This window comes from Pseudorhizobium sp. NPDC055634, from assembly GCF_053618655.1.
The window spans coordinates 528,388-543,367 of record NZ_JBSHHW010000001.1; the positions used below are offsets into that span (position 1 = coordinate 528,388).

Here is a 14,980-nt window from a genome sequence, read left to right on the forward strand (position 1 = left end):
ACGCTTTCCCTTGCTGCGTTGTGTCCGGGTGGAGAGCCTCTCAATTGAGCTTGCAGAGGAGCGATTCCGCGAACTGGCACTCATCGCCCTGCGCCGTGAAGGCGACACGCTCGACCTCCATCTTCCGTGGTCCCTCGTAGGAAAAGTGGCCCATCCAGCTGCTAAGGTTGTCGGTTCCCCAGAAGCTCAGAAAGATTTTCTGAGGATTGGAAGGGATCTTCGCAGGATCCGTGACCTCATGGACGAGCTCGCCATTCACGAAGTAGCGCAATCGGTCTTTTTCCCAGATGAAGGCATAATCGTGGAACGTCGTATCGGCCTCTTCGTCAAGACCCACCATCTTTTCGTTGCCGCCCTTGGCGGAGACATATTGGTTGAGCTGCACCTGGCGAAGGTTCTTGCCCAGCACTTCGAAATCGATCTCGTCGTGCGGCTTCTTGTCGGTTGGGCCGATGTAAGTGAAAAAGGCCGAATTGACGCCGGAGCCCTCCCCGGCCTTCATCCGCGCCTCGTAAGTGCCATAGCCGTATCGCGCCCGGGTCTGGATCTCTCCGCAGGCAAATTCGCGGTCGCGGACATCGGCTTTCTCGAGACCGAGCTGGACCTTTCCATCCTCGATGCGGATCTGCTTCTTGGACCAGACACAGTTCTGGTGATTGCCGTTGCTCCAGCCGTCGGAGACGTACCAGAACGAGCTGTCGAGACTGTCGAACTCCTCGACGAAGGAGGCGCCCGCGGTCTTGTCCTGTGCGAGGGCCTGGGAGCCTGCCGCCCCTATTGCAAGTCCGATGGCAGCAACGAGCATGGTTCGCCTTCCAGCGAAAAGGATCTTGGACATGGCTTATCTCCGATCTTGGCTGAACGCGCCGCCGTTTGCGGCAAGAGCGTCGGGATCATCCAGGCGACGGGGCGCCGGCAAGGCCCGCGCAATCCGATCTCTGCTTCCCGTCAGGACCTGATAGATTCCAGGCAGGAGGCGGCTGATGACGGCATTGGAGGAAATCAGGATCGCAAAGGTGGCCAGGATCGCCCCCATGTAGAACAGCGAATACTCAGCGGCCGTGCCGACCCGGTTCCAGACCATCCACAGGGCTACAAGCACCGGATAATGGCCACAGAATATCCAGAAGCTGAGACTGCCCGTCTTCGCCAGTCTTTGTCCTAACCCTGTCTGGATGAGCAGGGCTGACAGCAGCCAGACGCCGAGTGCCCCGACGATGGAGAGCATGTTGCGGGCCAGCTTCAGCCAAAAGGCAAAGTCCGGGCCTGTCAGGTAAAGGGCCGAGGCCAGCAGCACCGCAGCAACCAATGTCACGACGACACCGATCCGGGCGTGATGGTCCAACGCCTTGGCGTCAACTTCGTGCACCGCCAGGGCAATGCCGAAGGTAAAGCTGAACAGGATCGACTTCTTCAGCACCAGGCCGATGGTCACGTCCGGCAGGATCGCGAGAAGAAAGAGGGCGCCGCAGGTGAGCCAGGGAGCGCGCGCGACGAGTGCGGCCAGAAGCGGCGAAAGAAGGATGCAGACGAAGAGGTCGCGCAGGAAGTACAGCGGCAGGTTGATCGGGTATCCCTGGAGCGCGATGGCGCTGTTGGCGAACTCGGCAGCACCGCTGTTCCAGAAATCCGGGAAGTAACCGATGCCGACCTGCGCAAGCTGCATGACGAGGATGAGCAGCAAGAGCGTGAGGTTCCACTGCAGGAACGGCAACACGACCGTATCGAGCTTCGACCGGACGACGGATTGATATCGGAAGCCGGAAAGCCCCCGCCTGAAGAGGAGATAGCCGGAGATCGCGCTCAGGCAGGGCACGCCGATCCGGAACAGGCTGTCGCCGAGGAAGACCCTGAGCCAGTCGAACAGCCCGAACTGCCCCAGGAACGGGCTCGTCTGAGGATCAAAAGGCACGTGGACAAACACGATGCCGCAGATCAGAAGGATGCGCATCAGGTTGATGCGGGAAGACAGGTTCTGATCAACCGCCAAATGAGTCACCCCTATTTGGGCAGCGCCTCCCTCGCCACCGGTTCAGTCAAAGCAGACTGGTGCCCGCGTCCTTGGAAACATCGACGTCGGATTGGAGCAAAATGTGGCGGCGCAGCAAAAAGGCCAGACCCAAGATTCCACCATGTCATTTGAGGGGCATTGCCGTTGCGCTAACCTCCATGGAACCAAGGCATGTTAGGTAGGTCTCAATTATAGGAACGGCATGTTTTTCTTCCGCTGTAGGGGAAGTGGAACTCGGGTGCATGAAGCATATCCTGCACCGAGGGGATGTAATGTGGCTCCAATCGGGCAGCTAGGCCGCAGCCACGCCCCTTGTCCGGACGAGTCGGAAAAGCTTGCGCAACAGCGTCCGCTCCGTCAGCAGCAGAAGAGCGCCGTAGATTACTGCGCCGATCGCGGCGCCCGCCGCGAGTTGCAGGTACTCGTGGTCGAGCCGCGCCTGTATCGGCCCCAGCGAAATACGCACGCAGACGGCCATGATCATCGCGTTGATCATGGAACGGCTGGTCGTCAGCAAGCCGCTGAGGAAGGGAATGTTATCGACGCGGAAGACCGCCCAGGAATAGCCGATCAGGGTGGCTGCGTTGACGACGCAGAGCGCGATCATCGCGTCGACCAGCGTGCCGTACCACGCAGCCATCGCGACGGCGACGGTGGTCACGACGGCACGGATGACGGCCGACCAGAAGAGTGCGTGCCCGTGGCCGGCGCCCTTCAGATAGGGGATGAACGTGCTGCATGGGGTCACGATGCCCTTCGAGAGCGCCAATAGCCCCAGTACCGGCCATGCATGGGCCCACGACGCGCCGAAGATGACCGTCATCGCCGGCTCGGCGACCGCCCAGAGCCCGAACATGGCGGGCGCCAGAAGAACGGTGGTGACCTGCGTGCTGAGGATCAACGCATCGGAGCGCCGTTTTCGATCGTCCCCCATGAGACTGAACGCCGGGAAAAGGACGCCCATGACCGCCGTCAGCACCACCTGGTTGGGAATGCTGGCGAAGCGGTTTGCCACGGAATAGGCACCGGCATCGGAGAGCCCGAGCAGACGCGCGACGATGATCATGGGGGACTGGAAGGTCGCGAAATTCGCGATTTCGGACCCCATGACCCCGGAACTGAAGGCGAGCAGCGGCTTCAGCTTCGCCGGACGGAGGACGAGCCTGGGTATATAACGTGCCGCCGAGTAGAGCCCGACCAGGCGAATCAGCGCCGAGCAGAACAGCTGCGCGACAAGAGCCCATATGCCGAATCCGAGATAGGCCATGAACACCGCCATGACCGCCGCGGTCGACTCGGAGATCGTGCTCCACATCGCGTCCTTGCTGAAGTTCATGCGCTTGGCCAGCAGGGTGTAGGCAACGTCTCCCGCCAGTTGCACGGGGATCAGAAGCGCCATGATCTGCAATAAGGGAGCGCTTTCGACGGCGCCCATCAGGCTCCCGAGCGGCGCGGCCCACACGTAGAGACAGAGCGACATCAGAAGCGCCATGAACAGGTTGGCCCAGAAGACGCTGTGAACGGTTTCCTCGTCGGCGTCCTGCTGCATTACGAGCGCCGCCGTCAGTCCGGCACCGCCGATCATGGCGAGGAACTGCACCACGGTGAGCGCCACCGCGACGACGCCGAACTCGTCGGGCGTGAGCAGCCGCGCGAGAATGGGCACGGTGACAAATTTCAGCCCGAATGTGGCGGTCTTTGACAGGACGCTCCATCCGACATTTGTCGTGATCGTCTTCACGCCATGAACTGGAGCCATAGATAAGATCCCGTAGCTGGGTCGTTTGGCGAAAGCCTAGGACAGCCTTTTACCAGCGAACTTGCATTCCTTCAGCGACAGCAGGGGCGAAAAGATGGCGACATTCACGGTAGTTATTCCGTTCTATCAACGAGAGGCAGGCATTCTGCGGCGTGCCTTGACTTCGGTATTCGAGCAGAGCTTCCAGGATTTCGACGTCCTGGTGGTGGATGACGCGTCTCCCCTGGAGGCAGAGAGGGAACTGGAGCCGCTCGATGCAAAGGCAAGATCGCGGATCACCGTCATCAGGCAGGCGAACGCAGGTCCCGGAGGCGCACGCAATACCGGCCTCGACAATGTGCCGGCCGCGACCCGCTTCGTGGCTTTCCTCGATTCCGACGACCTCTGGCTTCCGGACCACCTGAAAAACGCCCACGACTGCATGACGCGTTTCGACGGCGACTGCTACTGGGCCTCGATGCAGGCGAGCGACGAATTCTACTACCACTTCGGCATGGCCGAACTGGAGGCGAAGGAGGGAGGCAACCGGCTGTCGAACGAGCCGCTCGTGATCGAGGTGCCCGATCTGGCCAGCGTGATGCTCAAGAACTGGAGCTTCCTCCACCTCTCCTGCATGGTCCTCGCCCGGAACCTCTTCGAGACGATCCGGTTCGACGCCGCCCTCCGGCTGGCGGCGGAAGACGTCCTGTTCTTCTGCGACTGCATCCTCGCCTCCCAGCGCAGCCTTCTTTGCGACGAACCGGGCGCGGCCCGGGGAATGGGCCTGAACATCTTCCACAGCATCGACAACCAGTCGCCCCAGTTCCTGCAGCAGCAGTTCAATACCTGGGTTGCGCTCGACCGGCTCGAGCAGCGTTTCTCCCGCCGGCCGGACGATGTCGCCTCCATCACCACCTACAAGAACAGGGCGCGCCAACAGGCCCTATGGAGCCAGGCGGGCCGGGTGCGGCGGCGCAGCGCTCCCGAGGTCAGCCTGCTTGCACGCTGGGCATGGCGGGATCCGGCCCTGCTGCGCACCCTGATGGAACTCGGAGCAGGCAAGTTCGCACGCGGCAACCAGGCACGGGGAGAACAGCGATGAAGCCGTACCACTGGCCTTCGCATCACGGCAATTTCGGTGACGACCTCAACCTCTGGCTATGGGACGCCCTCCTTCCCGGCGTGCGGGAGGTGCGGGAGGAAACGCTTTTGGTTGGCGTCGGCACTGTGCTCAATCCGGCCCTCCTACCCGGCGGCGTCCACAAACTGGTCATCGGCAGCGGCTACGGATACGGCGATCCGCCGGACATACGCGACCCGCGCGAATGGGATGTCCGCTGCGTCCGCGGGCCGAAGACAGCGGAAAGGCTTGGTCTTTCCCCCGACAAGGGGATCGTCGATCCGGCGGTGATGATCAGCGACATGGAGGAGTTCCGGGACCTCCCCAAGCTTCACAAGAAGACCTTCGTGCCCCATTGGGAGTCTGCGGAATTCGGCATTTGGAATGCCGTCTGCGAACCCGCGGGGCTCACCTATCTCGACCCGCGCGGCGAGGCGAAGGCAGTCATCCGGCACATTGCCCAGTCGGAAATGGTCGTCGCGGAATCCATGCACGGAGCGATCCTCGCCGACGCATTCCGGGTGCCGTGGATCGCGGTGACCACCTCATCGTCGATCAATGACTTCAAGTGGAACGACTGGGCCGGCAGCGTCGGGGCGACCTACCGGCCGCGGTTCGTGCCGGTCTCGACGCGCGCCGAGGCAATCGCCAAGAAGACACGCTTCTGGGGCCTCCCCTTCGATGGCGGCAATAGGGAAGCGACGGCCGATGACGTTCCCGCGGGAGAACTCCTCGTCAGGGCCGAACGCTCGCGGCAAGGTGTCCGGGGCATGGTGAAGCAGTTTCTCGCCGCACCGTCCGTGCTGGCCCTCTGGCAGGCAAGTCGCCAGGAACCCCAGCTAAGCCCGGACGGCGCACTGGAATCGCGGAAGCAGCAGTTCTACGAGGTTCTGGAAGGTGTCCGACGGGATTATTTCTGAGGGATCGGGATACCCGGCATAAGGTACCTAAGGCCCGTTTCGGGTGCGGCGTCCGGCTCCTGCCTGAAGCGGCGCGTCTTGTCTCGGAGAACGCCGGTCGTGATGGCCGGCACGGCTCGCGGATTGCGTATGGCATAGGCGACCGCTTCCGCGGCACCCCCGCTCCGCTTCCTGTCCAGGAAAGCCCTCAGTTCGTACCGGCCGCGAATGTGGCGCTCGTGTTCCCTGAGTGCCGCCATGACGTCGGCGGGCAAACCGGCAGTCGCCCGCACGCTCCGATCGGCCTCATAAAGTCGGCGCAGGTCTTCGGTGCGATGGCGGCCGCTGAGGGAATCGCTTCGCACCACGGCGCCATAGCCGCAATGTTCGATGACGGTGTAGCGGGCTCCCTTCACGAGCGCCCGCAGATAGAGATCGTAATCCTCCCCGAGCCGCAGATCCTCGTTGTATCGGAGATTGTGGCTGTCGAGGAAGCTTCGCCGCATGACCGGCTTGAGGAAACCGATCTCGCCGCGGCGTGATCCGGGGACGGAAATGTTTCCCTGGATGAATTCCACTGTCGACAGCGATCGCGCCCGAGCCTCGAATGCCTGTGGCTCATGCTGCGCGGACGCATGGCGCGTGAAGGCTATGTTGTCTGCGATGAAATCCCATCCGGCGTGCCGCAGCATCGCCTCGAAACGGCCCGGGAAGAAGAAGTCGTCGGCATCGAGGATCGCGATGAGCGGGGCCTGCGAGTGGGCGATCGCATGATTGCGGGCAGCGGCCGGTCCGACGTTGCGCGGCAGGGACAGGACCCGGAGCCGTCCGCTCCCGTCGTCGGCACCCTCGGCGACCGAAGCGGTGTCATCGGTGGAACCGTCATCGACGACGACGACCTCTGCGACGGCGGGTTGCGAAAGGGCCGAAGAGATGGCCGTCGGTATCGTGGCTGCCGCGTTCTTCGCGGCGATGATCACGCAGATTGCCTCGGGGGTGGGCTCAGGCATTGCTTCTCTCCAGGCTGACATCCGGCCGCACTAGACGCGGCAAAAGTGACCTGGATATGGAACAGTGGCGACAGCTCGCCAAGTCGGCATCAATGCCGCGCGACGTCCCCGGGAATATCGTTCGTGTTGCCGACGTCGCTGACCGGATGCGCGCCCGCTTGCGACGAGGAGGTCTCGCGACGCTCCTGTTTCTCCTGGCGGACCAGGTAAAGGATGCCGATGAAATAGCCCACCTGAAGCAGCATGGCACAGGCTATGGTTGCCAGAAGCACCTGGGCGACTGATCCCGTCATCCAATAGGCTGCGACCGCAAATACCAGCAGGACGCAGATCATGCTGAAAAAGACGCGCGGCGCATACATGGCCTTCACCCTCCCGGAGTTGCAGATCTCAGTGTCCGCTGCCTCACCGTATCATTGAACCATATCGGAGGGCGCGGGTATACGTATCTCGCCGTATATATGCAGCGATCGCGTTGAAACTTTCGTAATTTTGGAAAACTGTGGCTTCCGGGCGAACACATTTACCACCACCGTCAGCGAATCGACCCCGCATCTCTCCCGTCGGGAACCAAAGGACGGACCTCCGGCGCCAGCCGTCGCCACGAGATTTGATTTTAATCAACTTTTATTTCCAGGGTGTGGCGCCAACTGATCACAACTACCGCGCTGCAGCACTGTATTGCAGCGCAACATTTTTAGGCTCGGTCGCTTGGATGGTAGTATCCGCCGCCTAATTCGCGTGCATCCGCGATAAACATTTCGACCCTCTAAAAGATGATCAACGCCATTTTTCACAGCATATCATGCCGCCATACAGATTCTCTGAAAGACTTATTCAAACTACACTGAACGTCACTTGTCGCTTCGGATGGTAAATCCGTGAAACATCGGCAGAATCAACATGGGAAATTGGCTCCCGATGCGAGACAGTGTCAGAATTCGCATTGCCAACAAATTCCGAACACATACTTGTTATTCTCTTCGCACTGCAGACACGCCGCAAGACAACCGATCCCGCGCACAACTGGATGGAGTTTCCTCTATGAAGTCAGCGACACGTTCGGCCGGATCGCCGTTCATCATTCCCGACAAGACGTCCTTCAGCTTCGCGACCGGAGGAGTCGCCAAGCGCGGTTTTGACGTGACCATCGCAACCCTTGCGCTGATCGCATTCGCCCCGATCTTTCTCCTGATCATGGCACTCGTGAAGTGCTCCGACGGGGGATCGATCTTCTACGGCCACCGACGGGTCGGCCATAACGGAAGATATTTCCATTGCCTCAAGTTCCGCACCATGGTCCCGAATGGCGACGAGGTTCTGAGGGCCTATCTGAACGCCAACCCGTCTGCCGCCGAGGAATGGCGTGCAACGCGCAAGCTGCGTTCCGACCCCCGCGTGACAGCGGTGGGCAACGTTCTGCGCAAGCTCAGCCTCGATGAACTCCCCCAGCTCATCAACATTCTTCGTGGGGAGATGAGCGTCGTCGGTCCCCGTCCCGTGGTGGACGAGGAACTCAATCTCTACGACGCCCATGCGGTCTACTACCTCAGCACGCGTCCCGGGCTGACGGGCCTCTGGCAGATCAGCGGACGGAACGACGTGTCCTACGAGACCCGCATCGCCTTCGACACCCAGTATGTACAGAACTGGTCCCTGATCCAGGACGTCCTGATCATCGCGAAGACCGTGCCGGCAGTCTGCCTGTCCAGAGGCAGCTACTAGGAACTGCCCGGATTCCTGCTCCAGGTTCCGGGCAAGTCAGCGGAGGTCCCGGGACCTTCGCGCCGCATCGTTTGCCAACCAAGGAGGTATCATGCGCGACAAGACGGTTTCAGCCGCTCTTAACATGCTCGCCGTGGGCGCTCTCGCAGCCGTGCTGGCGGCGCCCTCGGGCGTCCGCGCCCAGGAAACGGCTTATCACCTGGGCGTCATGGATCAGGTGAGGATCCGGGTTGCGGAATGGCAACCGGCCGAGGGGACCGTCAGGGATTGGGGCGTCATCGGCGGCGACTATGCCGTGGGCCCTGGAGGCGCCATCTCGCTGCCCTTCATCGGCGAACTCATGGTTGCCGGGAAGACGACCGGCGACGTCGCCAGCGAGATCGGTCAACGCCTCCAGAGTGAATTCGCCCTCAAGACGGAGCCATCGGCGTCCGTCGAGATCGCAAGGTTTCGGCCAGTCTACCTCACGGGCGACGTGACGACGCCCGGTGAATATCCATACGCGCCGGGGATGACCGTGCTCAAGGCCGTCAGCCTTGCGGGCGGCCTGCGGCGCTCCGACGCCGGCCAGCGCTTTGCGCGGGATTTCATCAACGCCAGCGGCGACGCCGCCGTCTCCGGAAGCGAGCGTGGCAGGCTGCTCGCCCGAAAGGCTCGGCTCCTGGCGGAGATCGACGGCGCCGAGGAGATCGCGATGCCGGCATCCCTGGAAAAGGTGCCGAACGCTCCGGCGCTCCTCGGAAGCGAGAGTGCGCTCATGAAGTCCCGCCGCGAGCGCTATGAACTCCAGCTCAAGGCGCTCGCCGAACTTCGCGAACTGCTTGAGAGCGAGGTGAAATCCCTCGCGCAGAAGGCGGAAACGCAAAAGGAGCAGCTTGCGCTCGCCCAGCGCGACAGGGAGCGCATCTCCCGTCTCAGCGAGCAGGGCCTTGCGACCAGCCAGCGTCGCCTTTCCATCGAGGAACGCACGGCCGACGTCGAATCGACCTTGCTGGACATAGATACGGCCTCGCTGCGGGCCAAGCAGGACATCAGCAAGGCCAACCAGGACGAAATAAACCTTCGCAACGACTGGGAGGCCCAGCGGGCCAAGGAACTCCAGGACACGGAAGCGGAACTCGAAAAGCTTGACCTGGAACTGACCACGAGCAGGCAACTGATGTCGGAAGCCCTGGCGCAATCGGCTGAGGCCCTGAAGTTCGACGCATCGAAGGCCACCATCAACTACATCGTGGTGCGCGAAGGAGAAGACGGACCGGAGGAGATGCCCGTCGACGAGACTACGCCCCTCAAGCCCGGCGATGTCGTCAAGGTTGCCTCTGAACTGCTGATGCAGTGAGGCGACGATGAAGATCGCCAAGGCGACAATCGTGGACCCGCAACGTAACCAGGCCTACGGGCTTGGCGCGGTCACGCTGTCGCTTTTCGTGTTTGCCTATTCCACCCGTTTCGGGCCGGTCGCCATCCTCCTCTACTATGCGCTCTGGCTCCCTCTCGTCCTGATCGACTACCGGAGAGTGCTGGGGCCCTACACGCGCTATGGATGGATCTTCGCCTTCGCGGCGGTGTGTTTCCTGTCGAGCTTCTGGTCGGCGGCGCCGGGCACGTCGCTGAGGGCCTCCATCCAGTACCTCACCCATGTCGTCTGCGCCCTCATCGCCGTGCGGGTACTGGCGCCCCGGACGCTTTCGCGGGGCGCCATGATCGGCTGCGCCGTGGTGCTGATCTACTCGCTGCTCGTCGGGAGCTACCACTACGATCCGCTCGACGGCAGCTACAGCTTCGTCGGCGCCTTCTCTTCCAAGAACCAGCTCGGCCTCTACGCCTCGCTCGGCCTGCTGTTCACCTTCACCACGTGCTTCGTCTTTCGCGCCCGTGGCATCTGGCTGGCACTGTCGGCCGTCGTCGGGATCATTTCCGCCTATTCGCTTCTGGCCTCGCAATCGGCAACCTCGGTCATCACCACGGTCGCCATCATCGCCCTGGCGGGCACCCTGCAGGTCATGCTCCGCGTTTCTCCAAGGCAGAGACGATTTCTCTTCGTTGCCGGCATGATCGTCGCGATCGGCGGTAGTGCGTTCGCTCTTCAGTCGGGAGCCATGGATGCTCTGCTCGGCGCCTTCGGCAAGGATACGACACTGACCGGGCGGACCTACCTCTGGCAGCAGGGCCTCGAGGCAGCCGGAACTTCGCCTTGGATCGGGGTCGGCTATCAGGGCTACTGGGTGCAGGGTTTTCCCGAAGCGGAGCGCTTGTGGGATGAGTTCTTCATCGGGTCACGCAATGGCTTCCACTTCCACAACACCTACATCGAAACCATGGTGGAAACAGGTCTCCTGGGCACTGTTTTCATCGTTTTCGTCCTCGTGCGGACCACGGCCGGCCATTTCCGCCGGCTGCTGGTCCTCGACCGCAGCCCCGAGGCCGCCCTTCTCTTCGCGGTGACCATCCTGCTCATCATCCGATCCTTCGTGGAGATCGATGTCATGCACCCCTACCAGGTCGGTTCCTTCCTGCTCTATTTCGCGGCGGGAAGCCTGACGCTTGCGCAACGGGAGCATCGCCTTGCTCCCGCATCTTCGCGCGGGCGCAAGGGTCGGGATATCGGCCAGATCCCCGTCGGGACAGGCTAGCCGAGATGTCGTCCATCCGCTACCCGAGCACCACCCCTCCGGCAACGACGCTCTACGGCATCCAGTACCTGCGCGCCATCGCCGCCTGTGCGGTGGTCGTGTTCCACGCGGCCGAGCGCACGGGTCTCCATTTCAACATCGGTGCGGCGGGCGTCGATGTCTTCTTCGTGGTCAGCGGCTTCATCATGATGGTGATAGCCGCAAGGCGCCCCGTCAGGCCGCTGCAATTCCTGCGCGACCGGCTGCTGCGCATCGTCCCCAGCTACTGGATCGCGACCGCGGTAATGCTTGCAGGCGCCGTCGCCGGACTGTTTCCAAACCTGCAGATCGAGCCCCTTCACGTCCTCGGGTCGTACCTTTTCGTGCCCATCCCGTCCCCGAACGGCGGCCATCTTTGGCCGGTGCTTGTGCAGGGATGGACCCTGAACTACGAGATTTTCTTCTACCTCGTCTTCGCGATGGCCCTCCTTGCGCCGCCGGGGAGGCAATTGCCCTGGCTCGCCGGCACGCTGCTCGTGCTGGTCGTCGTAGGAGCCGTTGCGCATCCTCAAAACCCGCTGCTGCAATTCTACATGCAACCGATCATCCTCGAGTTCGCCGCCGGCGCATGGCTGGGACGACTGTGGCTGCGAGGGATCACGCCTGGTCCCGGAGCGGGCGTGGCGATGATCCTTGCAGCTCTCATCGGCTTCGGCATTATCGAACTGGGCCGGATGGAGTTCGGCGCCTGGAATTGCGGCCCGCTCGCCGTCTTGCTGGTGGCAGGCACCCTTGCCGTCGAGACGGGGAGGAAGCTGCCCAGCCTCCCGATGCTCGCCTATCTCGGCGATGCTTCCTATTCCACCTATCTCTGGCACACGTTCGCTCTGGCGGTCGTCACCAAGGTCGGCTTCAGTCTTCACCTGCCGGCCCCGGCCGTCGCCGCGGCGGGCATCGTCGCCGGCACTCTGGCGGGGGTCGTGGCCTACGAGATGATCGAAAAGCCGATCCAGCGGCTGGTGAAGCGCCGCCGCTTCAGGGCCGACTATGCGGTAACGCCTCCTCCCGCCCCCTAGCCTCCTGCATTGTGGCGGCCGGTCTTGCCTGCTCGGTTACCCCGGCCAGATGCTCCGCCAGCCGAAGCGCCAGGGCGACGGCGGGAAGCGTCGGATTGGCGTGACCCCCGGTCGGGAATACGGAAGCGCCGGCAAGGTAGAGGTTATCGATTCCGTGCACGCGGCATTCCTTGTCGACGACGCCGAGCCCCGGATCCTCCGACATGCGCGCCAGGCCGATCTGGTGGTAGCCGTCAAAAGCCTGGGCAAGGACGCTGCGGAAACGCTCCTCGTCGGGCTGGAGATATTCCAACCGTCCATAGCCTTTCGCCCTCAGCCACTCGTCGAGCAGCTGGTGAGACTTGATGACCGAGACGATGTCCCGATCCTCGACACGGTAGTCGACCTGGAGAGTGGACGCTCCTCCGTCCCCCTCCCGCAGCCTCACCCGACTTTCCGCATTGGGCGCCTGCTCGGCGTGGTACCGCAACAGAAATCGTCCGGACGATCTCATCAGCATCCCCCGCTCGCCGTCATTCCAGAGATGCCTCAGCATTCGGAGGATCGGCGCCGGCGAGGCGTCCCGGAGCTTCAGGTTTCGAAGGTGACGGAAGGCCTCTTCCGGCTTCGTCGGCCCGGAACGGGGAGCGAGCCCCTGCGAGAGCCACCGATAGGTGCCGGTAAACTTCAGGATCAGATAGAGCAGCGACAGTCGGCCCGAGCCGTGCGAAGGGTCCGAGATCGAGATCGCGTCGAGCCAGAACACGATGTTGAGCAATTCCTCGCTCGTCTGCTGCCTTTCGCTGGGCTGAAGACGCCGACGACTGCGATGGCCATGTCCGTCCGATGCGAAGGACAACTTCCGGATGATCGCCCCGTCTTCCAGATGGGCGACGGCGAGATATCCGGTGAGGTGTCCCTGGTAGAAGCGGCCGAGCGGTCCCTCCGGACCACCAAGCAACGCGGGATGCTCCCCCTGGAGAGCCAGAAGCAGCCTTGCAGTCTCCAGGCCTCCGGCCGCCAGGACGACCTGGTTCGGCATGGGAACGTCGCCCCTTCCGTCCAGGCGCAGTGCCTTCACCCGGCCGTTCTCCCCCAGCACCAACCCGGTGACGGCGGCGCCGGTGACGAGCGTGATCTTCTGCGAGTGGATCAATCCGGGCTCGTAGAGAGGCGCGATCGCCGGCTTCCTGCTCCATGTCTCGACCGCGTCGAGCGTGAAGCCCTCGTCGCCTTCGTCCTCCTCCTCGCCCCGTGTGCCTGGCGGAAGGCCGACCTCACCGGCCTGAAGAAACCGCGCTGCGTCCGCATAGTGCCGCGAAACGCTGGAATGCGGGATCGGCCAGCCGGAATAGGGCACATGGGAACGCGGCTGGAAGTCGAGGTCGTCGAAGGGCACGCAACGCCCGCCCCACAGCGCCGAGGTTCCGCCAATCCCGCGAGAGGTGGACAGGGCGGGTTGAGCATGATTGCCCGCCGTGAATTCGGTCAAACCTAGCGAAGGCGCCGAGGGTCCGCTTTCGAGCACGAGGACGGTTCGCCCCAGTGTCTCGAGCTTGAAGGCCAGCGCAAGGCCGACGGGCCCCGCTCCGACGATGCAGACGTCTGCCGTCGGCAGAGAGGTTAGGCCATCAGATATGATCATTGGACGTCATTCTCAGAACGCATTTGCTCGATCGGCATGCAGTTCCTGCATCCTCTTTCATATAGACCTGATGGCGGCGGGGAAAACCATCGTCGCTCCGACAAGTCCTATTGATCTGTCGCTGACGCCTCGGGCTTCCGAGGTCCTTCGCCGGCACTTAGTCCCCGAGAAGCTGGCGGTCGTCGCCATCCCGGTTACGCACGAGTTCCTCCTTGATTCTTCGCAGTGATCTGAGCGCCTTGTTGCGATCGGCATAGGCAACCATGTTGGCCAGGATGTCGATCGCGGCAAGATAGGCGTAGCGCGTCGATGTCGGGCGGAAAATGTTCTTTCCTTCCGGCATCTCGATCGCGATCACCACGTCCGCGGCCGCCGCAACCGGGGAATTGGGCTGGGTCATCACGATGGTCGGGATCCCGTTCCGGCGCAGAAGCTCCAGGCAATGGACGAGGCCCATGTCGCGACCGGTGAAGGACGACCCGAACACCACCGTTCCGGGCTGCGCCGCCGCCGAAATCATCAGGTTCATGCCGTAATCGTTGGACGCGTTGATGCGGCAGCCGAGACGGAAAAGGCGATTGTGCAACTCATTGACGATCATCGTCGAGTTGCCGCTGGCACCGAAGGCCTGAATGAACTCGGCCGCCCGCAGGATATGCGCCGCCTTTTCGATTGCCGCGAGATCGAGCTGCCGGTGCAGTTCGAACAGTGCGTTCTGCGCCTTCGAGACGATATCGTGCGCCACTTCTTCGGCGGTTGCCGTCGGCGCTTCCGGTTTCAGGTAGCGCAGCCCGACATAGGCGAGCTTGGCAAGCTGAACCTTGAAGTCCGAATAACCCTGGCAACCCAGCCGCCGGCAGAAACGGGTGACCGTCGGGGGTGAGACGCCTGCCCGCTCAGCGAGTTCGACGATGGAAGAGTTGACGACGAAATCCACGTTTTCCAGCGCGAACTGCGCAAGCTTGGCCTCCAGGGCGGAAAGTCGGCCGTCCTCGTTGGAAAGCGCATGAAACAAGTCCATTCGAGCGTACCCTGTAACCGCGGCGGTGGAAAAAACGAAATCCGCTGAAAATAAATTTCACTGCCGCTCTTTTGATAGCATTATAGAGACGGGCATCAAACTGTTTGCCCCCGGCAAAGAAAATAAATGCAACTTCCTGCGCTT

The 14,980-nt window shown here is 62.3% G+C and carries 13 protein-coding genes; 6 read left to right on the plus strand and 7 right to left on the minus strand.

Annotated features, from left to right (window positions below):
* Positions 1–40 precede the first annotated feature (40 nt).
* From exoK to ACWGPT_RS02610, 3 genes are all read right to left on the minus strand, one after another.
* Positions 41–838: an endo-1,3-1,4-beta-glycanase ExoK gene (gene exoK / locus ACWGPT_RS02600; protein ID WP_452604000.1), complete on the minus strand. Its 798-nt coding sequence runs from the start codon at positions 836–838 to the stop codon at positions 41–43.
* A 3-nt stretch (positions 839–841) separates the two neighbouring features.
* Positions 842–1,990 carry an acyltransferase family protein gene (locus tag ACWGPT_RS02605; RefSeq protein ID WP_452604001.1) on the minus strand — a complete coding sequence of 383 codons (1,149 nt, stop codon included), beginning with the start codon at positions 1,988–1,990 and terminating at the stop codon, positions 842–844.
* A gap of 313 nt (positions 1,991–2,303) precedes the next feature.
* Positions 2,304–3,770 (minus strand): lipopolysaccharide biosynthesis protein, encoded by a 1,467-nt coding sequence (locus tag ACWGPT_RS02610; RefSeq protein WP_452604002.1) that lies wholly within the window; start codon positions 3,768–3,770, stop codon positions 2,304–2,306.
* A 94-nt stretch (positions 3,771–3,864) separates the two neighbouring features.
* Here ACWGPT_RS02610 and ACWGPT_RS02615 point away from each other — a divergent pair, with 94 nt between their 5' ends.
* A complete protein-coding gene (locus ACWGPT_RS02615; protein ID WP_452604003.1) occupies positions 3,865–4,851 on the plus strand; it encodes a glycosyltransferase family A protein in 987 nt (328 codons plus the stop codon).
* The gene (locus ACWGPT_RS02620; protein ID WP_452604004.1) at positions 4,848–5,789 is read left to right on the plus strand and encodes a polysaccharide pyruvyl transferase family protein; all 942 of its coding nucleotides are present in this window, start codon (positions 4,848–4,850) and stop codon (positions 5,787–5,789) included. Before ACWGPT_RS02615 ends, ACWGPT_RS02620 begins: the two co-directional genes overlap by 4 nt.
* On the opposite strand, the gene ACWGPT_RS02625 is transcribed toward ACWGPT_RS02620, so the two are convergent.
* Complete coding sequence (locus ACWGPT_RS02625; RefSeq protein WP_452604005.1) at positions 5,780–6,778, minus strand: glycosyltransferase family 2 protein; 999 nt, start codon at positions 6,776–6,778, stop codon at positions 5,780–5,782. The two genes, ACWGPT_RS02620 and ACWGPT_RS02625, sit on opposite strands and share 10 nt — an antisense overlap.
* 89 nt (positions 6,779–6,867) lie before the next feature.
* Positions 6,868–7,140: an exopolysaccharide production repressor protein gene (locus tag ACWGPT_RS02630; protein ID WP_452604006.1), complete on the minus strand. Its 273-nt coding sequence runs from the start codon at positions 7,138–7,140 to the stop codon at positions 6,868–6,870.
* Between the two features lie 682 nt (positions 7,141–7,822).
* On the opposite strand from ACWGPT_RS02630, the gene ACWGPT_RS02635 reads away from it, so the two are divergent.
* The 4 genes from ACWGPT_RS02635 to ACWGPT_RS02650 all read left to right on the plus strand — a co-directional run bounded on the left by ACWGPT_RS02635 (position 7,823) and on the right by ACWGPT_RS02650 (position 12,191).
* Entirely contained in the window at positions 7,823–8,503 is a 681-nt protein-coding gene (locus ACWGPT_RS02635; RefSeq protein WP_452604007.1) for a sugar transferase, read from the plus strand.
* A gap of 91 nt (positions 8,504–8,594) precedes the next feature.
* The gene (locus ACWGPT_RS02640) at positions 8,595–9,842 is read left to right on the plus strand and encodes a polysaccharide biosynthesis/export family protein (RefSeq protein WP_452604008.1); all 1,248 of its coding nucleotides are present in this window, start codon (positions 8,595–8,597) and stop codon (positions 9,840–9,842) included.
* Positions 9,843–9,849: 7 nt separating this feature from the next.
* Positions 9,850–11,136, plus strand: a complete 1,287-nt coding sequence (locus tag ACWGPT_RS02645; RefSeq protein ID WP_452604009.1) for an O-antigen ligase family protein — start codon at positions 9,850–9,852, stop codon at positions 11,134–11,136.
* A gap of 5 nt (positions 11,137–11,141) precedes the next feature.
* Entirely contained in the window at positions 11,142–12,191 is a 1,050-nt protein-coding gene (locus ACWGPT_RS02650) for an acyltransferase family protein (RefSeq protein WP_452604010.1), read from the plus strand.
* Here the strand turns inward: ACWGPT_RS02650 and ACWGPT_RS02655 are convergent.
* Positions 12,151–13,815 carry a GMC oxidoreductase gene (locus ACWGPT_RS02655; RefSeq protein ID WP_452604011.1) on the minus strand — a complete coding sequence of 555 codons (1,665 nt, stop codon included), beginning with the start codon at positions 13,813–13,815 and terminating at the stop codon, positions 12,151–12,153. The two genes, ACWGPT_RS02650 and ACWGPT_RS02655, sit on opposite strands and share 41 nt — an antisense overlap.
* Positions 13,816–13,972: 157 nt before the next feature.
* Positions 13,973–14,836, minus strand: coding sequence for a MurR/RpiR family transcriptional regulator (locus tag ACWGPT_RS02660; protein ID WP_452604012.1), 864 nt, complete (start codon positions 14,834–14,836; stop codon positions 13,973–13,975).
* Positions 14,837–14,980: the final 144 nt, after the last annotated feature.